This window comes from Dyadobacter sp. (genome assembly GCF_051859145.1).
GTDB lineage: Bacteria > Bacteroidota > Bacteroidia > Cytophagales > Spirosomataceae > Dyadobacter.
The window spans coordinates 1-9115 of record NZ_JBHYGF010000148.1 but is presented as its reverse complement, the minus strand read 5'-3'; the positions used below and the strand labels follow the sequence as shown (position 1 = coordinate 9115).

Genomic DNA, 9115 nt, shown 5'->3' with positions numbered 1-9115 from the left:
CCATTACAACGATAATCCCGCAAAAAATCCCGTTTATCGTTTCACCCAGCTGTGCCGTTTCAAAGAAATTTCCCTGATCGCGCAGGATAAGCGGCAGGATTACCTGGTTGGATCCTTTGACTTTCAGATAGTAGGAGTGTTCCTGATTGGGCCCGAGGGCCAGATCGAAAACAAGGTTCTGATGCTTGACACGCCGCTTGCTGAAATAATCGGCGTCATTGTAGATTTCCGTGCGGATTTGATTACCGATGATCTCGTACATTTCGCAGGAATGGATCCCGGGATGTGCAAGTTCGAGGTAAAGCATATTTCTCGCCGAATTGTTGCGGATAGAAAACCTGATCCAGAAGCTGGATTTACTCAGCCCGATGTTGGGAACTTCATCTTTGCTTTTTACAAAGCCATTGATATTGCGTACTTCCGGCAAACTGAGTGTTCCCGCTGTGTCTTCATAAATTTCAAGGTACTTTCCCAGGATCAGGGAACCGTTTTTGTAGTCTACCGTCTCAGCGGAGAGCTTTCCGGCAGTAAATGTCAGTAAAAGTAAAAGCAGGATTCTGAGCACCTTCATACCTCAAAACTTCATGTCCAATTCGTAATGTAAAGCTATTTCACCTTTCGGCCCCTGCTCAATGGCAAATTGAACGGGATCATTTCTCAGGCGCTTGATGTGTTTAAGTTCTTCTTCATGCGCAAGGGGCAGCTGTTCGAGGTCAGTAACGACGATCGCTGTCGCGATCAATCCTTCTTTTGGATAGTAAAAAGTACCATTGTTCCCCAAAGTCCTGATCACCTCGAAGCCCAGCCGCAGGCACTGGCGCAAGGTTGGCGGGGAGCATAATGCAAGCAGCTTTTTGATCCCGAGCTCCGTTGTAACAGCAATGCCCACCCGGCCCATAAAAATACTCCCAATACCGAAACCTGCAACTTCCTTACTATTGAAAGCGCCGCAGAACTCCGCTATTTTCTCGTGTTTCAGACCGTCAACGTACCCGTAAATTCGATCATCTTTTTTAGCAATTGCATCTTCCATTGGCAACTTGCGCGTTTCCTGCCGAACCTGGATCCTGGCACCTCCGTAAATCTTCCCTCCATCTTCGGATTCAACGATAATCACATACGTATTCTCATCATTCAGCCAGTCGTGGTTTGCCGAGGTTACCTGTTTTACACCATAAGCTTCGAGCACTTTCCGGTGTTCGTCAATGTACCTGAGACAAGTTTCCACGTCGGTAGTGGATCTGAATGCTCTGATTTTAGCGACCATCAAATTTCGTCATTAACTATAAACAATACTTCATCTAATGGCAGGCGTTTTGTTTGGGTAGCTATCGTCGAAGACTTATGGATTCTTAAAAGAGCCACGGGACTAAATCCCGCAGGTAAGCGCACGACACGATCAAACCTTGATTTCAAAACGTTGAGTTTAATAATTTCATTTTCATGCAATCCTTCCCCGGAGCGGAGGCGGCTGAACAGCGACAGCGGTGTAAGAAGCGGCTGCGCTGACAAACCCAGCTTCACGGCGCGGAGCCACATTTCCTGTGTGATCATGCCCGAATGGAAATGCGGGTTCCCTTCTTCCGGCATTGAAATGACGGCAATTGCAGAGGAAGCACTTACCGCAGCAGCAATACGCTCGGCTACAATGTTACCTCCATCAATGGTCTTCAAAATGTCAGCGATCTTTTTGTCGCTTAGCATTGCGAGCGCGGCACCGTGATGCGGATCCACAGCAAGCTGAAATGGATGAAGACTGGTATCTTCTGAACTTTCGCCGGAACCGGAGTTGGTGTTTCTATGGAAAACATCCCTGTAACCCTCTTCATGCAGGATGTTGATCAGCTCGCAGGCACCGTTAATTTGTGCCAGCTCGCTGATATGTGATGGATTATCAATAAAGTCAATGTGGGCATTTGCTATTCCTGCAACTGGTTCGGTGAGGTACCCAACTTCTTCTGCGGTCAGTTCATGCGGCAAGCCAGCGCTCCGGCTGGTTGACCGTTGCGGGATCAGCTCTGCGAGAATAGTGTCAAATGAGGTACTTTCGGACAGGTCGCTCTGCAAAGTGAAATCAATGGCAGCGACCAGTTCAGGGAATTCCGCTATTGGGAAAAATAAGGGTGCGACGCCGTAGCCCAGTGCGTTGCTTTTTAGCCTGATATTGGTGAAAGCTGCGCCTAATGCAAGGTAAGCAGCTGAATTTTTGTAGTTGATAAATGCATGCGACCGGTGCGGATCGTGGAACAAATGCAGTCTTCCATTGCGGTAAAGCCACTTCCAGGGCTGGTCATTCCCCCATGAAGGCGCCTGCGTACCGGCTTCAACAATCTGCCTGATTTCCTCCGGCTGCATTGCCGCATCTGTTCGGGGCAATGCAGCTGCGGCTTCCAATGCATGTGCGAGGTTGAATTTCGCGTTCGGATTATTATAAACGGATTCCGAAGGTGATGCAGTCTGGTTAGAGATGATCTGTTCGAGGTCGACGTAAAATCTGCCCGACTCTGTAAAGTGACCAAGCAAAATCCGTCTCGTCACATCTGTTACAACGCCGCCTCCCAGTGTGACCGCGCTCGCAAGCTGTGGCCAGGTACTGATCGATTGTCCCATTTCCAGCAGGGATGCCCGCCCGCGCCGGGAGGTGTTTTTTACATCGATAATGCGCATAACAAAACCCAGACGGTCGGCTAGTGGAATATTTTCAAGCCTTTCCGGCGGGATATCGCTGAGCATTCCGTGTAGTATATGCCGCCCGGGTTCGAGGTCAAACCGCTCCACATCGAGCATTCCACGATCGCTGGTTTCCATGATCACCGGAATCTGGAGTGCTTTTGCGGCCTGGCGGCACTTTATTTTCACTTCGAGATCGTCGCATTCATCGATCAGCAGATCAAGATTTCCGCCCTGTGTTAAAAAATGATGAAGATTTTCCGGGGTAATTCCTTCCGTATAGCATTCCACTTCCAGAAATGGATCTATTTCAGCGATTTCCCGCGCCGTGATGATGCTTTTATTTAAACCTATATGATGGATACCTGTTCTGATCCTGTTCAGATTGCTGAGTTCAAGTGTATCAAAATCAGCGAGTTTGAGTTTTCCGAAAAGACGCTCGGTAGCAAGTGTCAGCGCAACTGCGTGGCCAACCGATAGCCCGATTATGCCTATTTTTCGTTGGGATAAGGAAGCTTGTTCCTGAGCGGTGATCTTGTACTGGTTGCGGGTGGTACGAAGTGTTATAAAATCAGCTTCATCAACAATGTGCAGGAGCCGGTTGGACCAGGGATAGTAGAGCCAGCAACCTTCCAGGTCCGGGTTTCTGCCTGCGGTGAGCTCATTATACCTAGCATCGAGCTGCTCACCCGTGAGTCGCGATCTTGGATTTTGAACTTTGATAAGTTCCTTCGCCTGAGCTGCATAGAGATCAAGTACAACCGCATTTTTGTACTCATTTCTGAACGAACGGTAACTTAGTTCATCAGTGTATTGCTCTTTCGGGATAAACAGCGGTGTATGATTTGTGTTTGTTGTAGACTCAGAGTGCATGTCGGGTAAATTGGAAGGGCTGCGTTTATTGCCTAAACACCTACAAATTGCTGAATTTATTTTTGTAAAACTATCATCGGATCATTGGCTCTCAAAATATTTGGGTCAAAACAGTAGAAAGGTTACCCAATAAATCTGATGTCGTAACAATACAGCATCAACTCTTGAAGCCTCGTCATCACTTTTCGCAATATAGAATTATCTTTACATTGTGAGAAAAGTAGGTTCGATATTTGACTAGTGAATTATGCCACCTCTAAGTCTGTTTTTTTAAGTAATGGAAACCAAAGGGAAAATTAGTGTGCTGTATGTGGATGATGAGATCAATAACCTCAATTCATTTAAAGCTGCCTTCAGAAGAGATTTCAATATCCTGATTGCAACTTCGGGAAGGGAAGGATTGGAGTTATTGAAACACAATGTAGTACATGTGATCATTACCGATCAGCGGATGCCGGAAATGACAGGGGTGGATTTTCTAATTGAAGTATTGAAGGATTACTCAGATCCTGTGCGGATACTTTTAACCGGCTATACGGACATTACTGCGGTAATCGATGCCGTTAACAAAGGGCATATTTACTACTATCTCAACAAGCCCTGGGACGAGCAGCAGTTGCGGATCATTATCAAAAATGCCTACGAAATTTATCACCTCCGGGAAGAAAATAAGGAATTGATAGAGAAGTTACTGGACGTAAACGGCCAGTTAGAATTTCTTTTGAGACAAAATCTTCTTTCTTAGCTGTAAAAAGCCTGAACGGTTATCTGCTCTGGTGAGCATCAGTGTTCTCAGGTTACTCAAGGCAGGCACAAAGCCGCGCAGGATGTAAGACAACATCGAAAATGCAAAAGTGACCAGTACTGCCAGAAAAAGTATCGCAGTGAAGAGCAGGTTTCCTATTGCTTTTAAAAATATGATTGCGTCCATGGTTTCAGTTTGTTAGCGTGTTTACCGGCCTAAGAACTAAAATCGTACCAGAGGTTGTCTTATCAACTAAAACGGGAGGTGAAAAAGGTTAACTACTTTCAGGTGCTGGTACTGTTTTTATGGATAGAAGAAGAGGCTCAAATGAGTCTGTTTTATTTAAAATCAGTTACTTTTATGAAAAAGATCCTAGCAATTGGCATTATATCCGGAGTTGTCCTGTTCGTGTTTGCCGGTTCACTCGCAAGCAAAATAGATAACCGCCTTCTGGCTCAGAAAAACGTATAAGTGCCGTAAAAAGATATGCAAAGCGCATGCTGAAGAAATTATACGTTTTATGTGCTTTATTGATCTTAATCAGGCTTTGTACCAGTTGTGGTCACCCGTCCATTGTTCGCCCGCTTCCTGAGCCGGGCGGCAGTGACACAACGGGGACAGATACCACAGTTACCCCACCGGATTCAAGTGAGCTGGACACGCTCCGAATCATCAACTCTGACAGCTTACTGGCATTTTCAAAGCTTTTCGGCTCCGTTTATGCATTTAGTGAAACCGATCTTGAACAAAAAACAGGCACTTTCTACAAGGCAAATGATTTCATCGGCCGACCTGTCACATTGGATTACAAGTTTGTAGCACCCGCAAGTGACACCATGAAGCACCGGCCGTTTGTACTGCTGGTCCACGAAGGTGCATTCCTTTTCGGGTCACTGGATAATGAAATGGGGAAGGCGAAGCTGCTTGCGCGTAAAGGTTACGCTGCCGCCTCGATCAATTACCGGCTTGGCTTCAACGGCGGAAGCCAGCAGAATGCGTGTGGCGCAAACAACCGGGAAATAATTCAGGCCGTTTACCGTGCGGTGCAGGATACCTATGTTGCACTCCATTATTTTGCGGGAAAAGCGGACGAACTGGGTATTGATCCGGGGCAAATGGTGCTCGCGGGCAGCAGCGCCGGGGCGATTACAATTACTGCATTGCTTTACATGACCGAAGCTGATTTTGAGGCATTATTGCCGGGAATCACGGCTACACTTGGCCGGCTCGACCCGCAGCCTTCTGGTACGCCGTTCAGGGTGCGGGCGTTGCTTTCGACTATGGGATACAGTATTTTTAAATCCAGCTACATAACTGCCGCGAATGCAAAGCCGACCGTATTCTTCCAGCGTACCGGCGACGATATCTTACCGTACCAGCAGGGTACCTTTCTTTCCTGCCCGTTTTACCTGACTGTAGAAGGCGCCAAGCCGGTGTCCGAACGTTTACGTAAATTGAAAGTACCTTTTGAGCTCAACTACCAGCCTGAAAAAGGCCACCACCTTAGCTACACGGAAGAGTATATCACCAATCGTTACGCCCAGTTTATGAAGCGGCTCTGGGCAAACAATCCGCATCAGATTGTTAATGCGAATTTCAAAACGATTGAAGATGTGTTGATCAAGTAATCAGGCATTGCGAGCTGCCGGTTTTGCTGATTGATCCGGCTTCATCATTGGAAAGCAGGATTTGAGAAAGCTGGAAAGTTTCAGTTCCAGAAAGTAGTAGGAGAGCTGAGATAAAATGAGCGTAACAGAAACAGCGAGAAAGAGCATTGCAGTACCCGAACCAAATACAGGAAAGCCGAGCCTGTTGAACACAATGGGAATAAATACGAGTACCGGCAGGTGGATCAGGTAAATGGAAAAGGACATATCTCCCGTCCTGATCAGCCAGGCAGGAAACCGCGTTTTCGCACCGGCTTCGTGGAATATCACTGCAAAAAACAGCATTGCCGCACCAAATCCCCATTGAAACGGTCCGAAGCCGCCATAAAAGCCGGACAAATATTGCCAGATCACCAGCAATACGACCGCAGATGTAACCCCGCGTTTTGAAAAAATACCTGATAAGAATGCATTTGCTCTGGGATTGATGTAAATCAGGCCGATCACCACGCCCAGTACAAAATTCCAGATAATCGGGTTTGTAATCATGTTCAGGTACCCGCTCCCGTAATCAGCAGACTGGTCAGGCTTCCATGTGAAATAACCCGTGTACATTGGAATACCCACCAAAGTAATGGCGATCAAAGCAAAGAATGCAGTCCAGCGGTAGCGCGCAAAAAGCAGGGATATTGCGATCAACAGATAAAAGTAAATCTCATAATTGAGGCTCCAACCTACCGACAGCATTGCCCCGCCGTAGAATGGCGCGTCCGTGTGGCTGAGGGGAATAAAGAGCAGACTTTTAATCACTACTTTAATGAACACAGGATTGATATGAAATCCTAAATGAATGAGATAATACCAGATACTCATAATTGCATAGGTTGGCCAGATCCGGATAAACCGCTTGACCATAAACTGGTAAATCTCCCGGATGGTACCCGGCATTTTTCGGGTAATATATACCATGATAAAGCCACTGATCACAAAAAACAATGGCACGCCGGCAGGACCGGAGTTGAAGAAAAAATCGACTTCCTCCTTTAAGGGATCTTCTTTTCCAAATACATCCTTCGAATGGTAAACTGTCACGATCACAGCCGCTATGGCCCTCAGAATCTGTATGCTGTCGATCTTCGAGTCTGGCTTGCTGCGGATCAGTCCAGGCGCTTCAAACATGTTCTTCTTAATTTTTGCGTAGTGTTACGACAGTGCGTAGCTCGTATTTCGTATCAAAAATGAAGTTTTTTATCAATACAACACACTTACAGCTATGAAAGATTATTGTAGATTATTAATCGGCATAGTTTTTAGATGAGCCGTTTATCTGGCGTTAAATCGATTTTTATGACCAAGTCACTGATTACAAAGAAGCAGGTTCAGATAGAGGCGCCTGTCGCGAAAGTCTGGGAAGTGTTAATAGCACCGAAGTACATCCGTCAATGGGACGATCTTCCTCAGGATTTCGGAGATTATTACCTGGAACTTGGCCGTACCATTGAATGGACGGGGTTTTCAAGGTTAACGGTTACGACCTGCGACCCGCTGGAAAAGCTCGTGTTGAAGCTATACACCTTTAAATGGGAGCTTCCGGCAACTGATTACGACATTGCATATACCTACCAGCTTACAGAAGCAGAAAGTGGCGCCCGGCTTACATTGGAAATTGGCGACTTTGGTGTGCTGGAAGATGGCGAAAGCTATTACCAGACTTCGGAAGAATTTGCAGCGCAGGCTTTGGAGAAAATCAAAAGTTTGGCTGAGAACAGGGTTTAACAAGTGCGGCAATTATATTTGTAGTATACGTGTCAGCACATCATGGAGCCCAAAGCAAAACTATATTACGACATCAACGAGGTGGCCGAAAACCTCGGAATTGAAGCTTCCACACTGCGTTTTTGGGAGAAGAAATTTCCGCAGCTTGACCCGAAAAGGGATGCCCGCAACCGGAGGCGTTATACCGAGCGTGATATTGAGATCATCAAGAAGATCATGCATCAGCGCGACAAGCAGGGACGGACTATCAAAGGAACCCGTGAGCAGCTGCGCCGCAAGGAAGAATCTGAACTGATGATCCAGCGATTGACGCGCGTCCGCAAGTTTCTCGTTGAACTGAAAGACAATCTGTAGTACCTGCCCATTTCATATTTACCCTGCATGAAGAACATACTGCTGTTTTTACTCGCATTCATTGCGTCAGTCAGTGCATCTGCACAGCATTACCAGACTGCCGCTATTCGGAAGCACATTGCGTTTCTGGCCTCCGACGATCTTGAAGGTCGCGGCACAGGCAGCCTGGGCGAGGTAAGAGCGGCCAATTACATTGCGGATTACTTTAAAACACTAGGTCTGAAACCGGCAGGAACGAGCGGCTACTTCCAGCCGTTTGAAATAACCTTTGCGATTGATGGAAAGGCACATGCAATGATGGGTAGAAATGTAGTTGCGCTTCTTGATAATGGGGCGGCAAAGACGATCGTGATCGGCGCGCATTATGATCACTTGGGGAAGGGATTTCAGGGTAGCTCGCTTTCGCCGGACAGTAAAAACCAGATCCATAATGGAGCTGACGATAATGCGTCGGGTACAACTGGCGTAATGGAGCTGGCGAGGTATCTGACCGAAAACAATGTTACAGAAAAACACAATTACCTCTTTATCGCTTTTTCCGGCGAAGAGCTTGGGTTGATCGGTTCGAAGCATTTCACTGAAAAACCAACTCTTCCGCTCAATTCCGTTTCGAGCATGATCAATATGGATATGATTGGGCGGCTCACAGATGAAAAGGGCATTATTGTTTCAGGCTGGGGTACCAGTCCGGTCTGGGGCAAGCTGATCCCGCCATTGGCGAAGAAGCAGAACCTCAAATATACGGTCGACTCGTCTGGCGTGGGTGCGTCTGACCATACTTCCTTTTACCTCAAAAACATACCCGTTGTCCAATTCTTCACCGGCGGTCATGGTGATTATCATAAAATATCTGACGATGCCGACAAGATCAATTATGATGGAGAAGTAAGGATACTGAACCTGATTGCCGATTTGCTGATGAACCTGGATAATGAGCCTGAGCCTGAGTTTGCCACAGCGGGAAACCCGCATTCAGGTGCTACTACAAGCAATTTCAAGGTTACCCTCGGCGTCATGCCAGATTATAGTTACACAGGAAAAGGTCTGAAAGTCGACAATGTGTCAAAGGCACGGCCTGCTGAAAAGGCGG

The 9115-nt window shown here is 46.8% G+C and carries 10 protein-coding genes; 5 read left to right on the top strand and 5 right to left on the bottom strand.

The window, feature by feature from the left end; all coding sequences use genetic code 11:
* The 3 genes from ACTIE6_RS10255 to ACTIE6_RS10245 all read right to left on the bottom strand — a co-directional run.
* A partial coding sequence (locus ACTIE6_RS10255) for a 7TMR-DISMED2 domain-containing protein (protein ID WP_439556548.1) occupies positions 1-571 on the bottom strand: 571 nt, incomplete at its 3' end.
* Between the two features lie 3 nt (positions 572-574).
* Positions 575-1267 (bottom strand): hypothetical protein, encoded by a 693-nt coding sequence (locus ACTIE6_RS10250; RefSeq protein WP_439556547.1) that lies wholly within the window; start codon positions 1265-1267, stop codon positions 575-577.
* Positions 1267-3543 (bottom strand): Rv1355c family protein, encoded by a 2277-nt coding sequence (locus tag ACTIE6_RS10245; protein WP_439556546.1) that lies wholly within the window; start codon positions 3541-3543, stop codon positions 1267-1269. The genes ACTIE6_RS10250 and ACTIE6_RS10245 overlap by 1 nt, the downstream gene beginning before the upstream one ends.
* A gap of 277 nt (positions 3544-3820) precedes the next feature.
* On the opposite strand from ACTIE6_RS10245, the gene ACTIE6_RS10240 reads away from it, so the two are divergent.
* Positions 3821-4288, top strand: coding sequence for a response regulator (locus ACTIE6_RS10240; RefSeq protein ID WP_056282089.1), 468 nt, complete (start codon positions 3821-3823; stop codon positions 4286-4288).
* On the opposite strand, the gene ACTIE6_RS10235 is transcribed toward ACTIE6_RS10240, so the two are convergent.
* Entirely contained in the window at positions 4253-4474 is a 222-nt protein-coding gene (locus ACTIE6_RS10235; protein ID WP_439556545.1) for a hypothetical protein, read from the bottom strand. The two genes, ACTIE6_RS10240 and ACTIE6_RS10235, sit on opposite strands and share 36 nt — an antisense overlap.
* A 311-nt stretch (positions 4475-4785) precedes the next feature.
* Between ACTIE6_RS10235 and ACTIE6_RS10230 the strand changes: the two genes are divergently transcribed.
* The gene (locus ACTIE6_RS10230; RefSeq protein WP_439556544.1) at positions 4786-5916 is read left to right on the top strand and encodes an alpha/beta hydrolase; all 1131 of its coding nucleotides are present in this window, start codon (positions 4786-4788) and stop codon (positions 5914-5916) included.
* On the opposite strand, the gene ACTIE6_RS10225 is transcribed toward ACTIE6_RS10230, so the two are convergent.
* A complete protein-coding gene (locus ACTIE6_RS10225) occupies positions 5917-7074 on the bottom strand; it encodes an acyltransferase family protein (RefSeq protein ID WP_439556543.1) in 1158 nt (385 codons plus the stop codon).
* 168 nt (positions 7075-7242) lie between these two features.
* On the opposite strand from ACTIE6_RS10225, the gene ACTIE6_RS10220 reads away from it, so the two are divergent.
* The 3 genes from ACTIE6_RS10220 to ACTIE6_RS10210 form a co-directional block, all read left to right on the top strand.
* A complete protein-coding gene (locus tag ACTIE6_RS10220) occupies positions 7243-7671 on the top strand; it encodes an SRPBCC family protein (protein ID WP_439556542.1) in 429 nt (142 codons plus the stop codon).
* A 42-nt stretch (positions 7672-7713) separates the two neighbouring features.
* Positions 7714-8025 carry a MerR family transcriptional regulator gene (locus ACTIE6_RS10215; protein WP_056282098.1) on the top strand — a complete coding sequence of 104 codons (312 nt, stop codon included), beginning with the start codon at positions 7714-7716 and terminating at the stop codon, positions 8023-8025.
* 27 nt (positions 8026-8052) lie between these two features.
* Positions 8053-9115 (top strand): M20/M25/M40 family metallo-hydrolase (locus ACTIE6_RS10210; protein WP_439556541.1); only part of this gene is annotated, 1063 nt, incomplete at its 3' end.

Excerpts from the sequence above, each read along its gene's own strand:
- ACTIE6_RS10250 (WP_439556547.1), bottom strand. The coding sequence starts at position 1,267 with ATGGTCGCTAAAATCAGAGCATTCAGATCCACTACCGACGTGGAAACT.
- ACTIE6_RS10245 (WP_439556546.1), bottom strand. The coding sequence starts at position 3,543 with ATGCACTCTGAGTCTACAACAAACACAAATCATACACCGCTGTTTATC.
- ACTIE6_RS10240 (WP_056282089.1), top strand. The coding sequence starts at position 3,821 with ATGGAAACCAAAGGGAAAATTAGTGTGCTGTATGTGGATGATGAGATC.
- ACTIE6_RS10235 (WP_439556545.1), bottom strand. The coding sequence starts at position 4,474 with ATGGACGCAATCATATTTTTAAAAGCAATAGGAAACCTGCTCTTCACT.
- ACTIE6_RS10230 (WP_439556544.1), top strand. The coding sequence starts at position 4,786 with ATGCTGAAGAAATTATACGTTTTATGTGCTTTATTGATCTTAATCAGG.
- ACTIE6_RS10225 (WP_439556543.1), bottom strand. The coding sequence starts at position 7,074 with ATGTTTGAAGCGCCTGGACTGATCCGCAGCAAGCCAGACTCGAAGATC.
- ACTIE6_RS10220 (WP_439556542.1), top strand. The coding sequence starts at position 7,243 with ATGACCAAGTCACTGATTACAAAGAAGCAGGTTCAGATAGAGGCGCCT.
- ACTIE6_RS10215 (WP_056282098.1), top strand. The coding sequence starts at position 7,714 with ATGGAGCCCAAAGCAAAACTATATTACGACATCAACGAGGTGGCCGAA.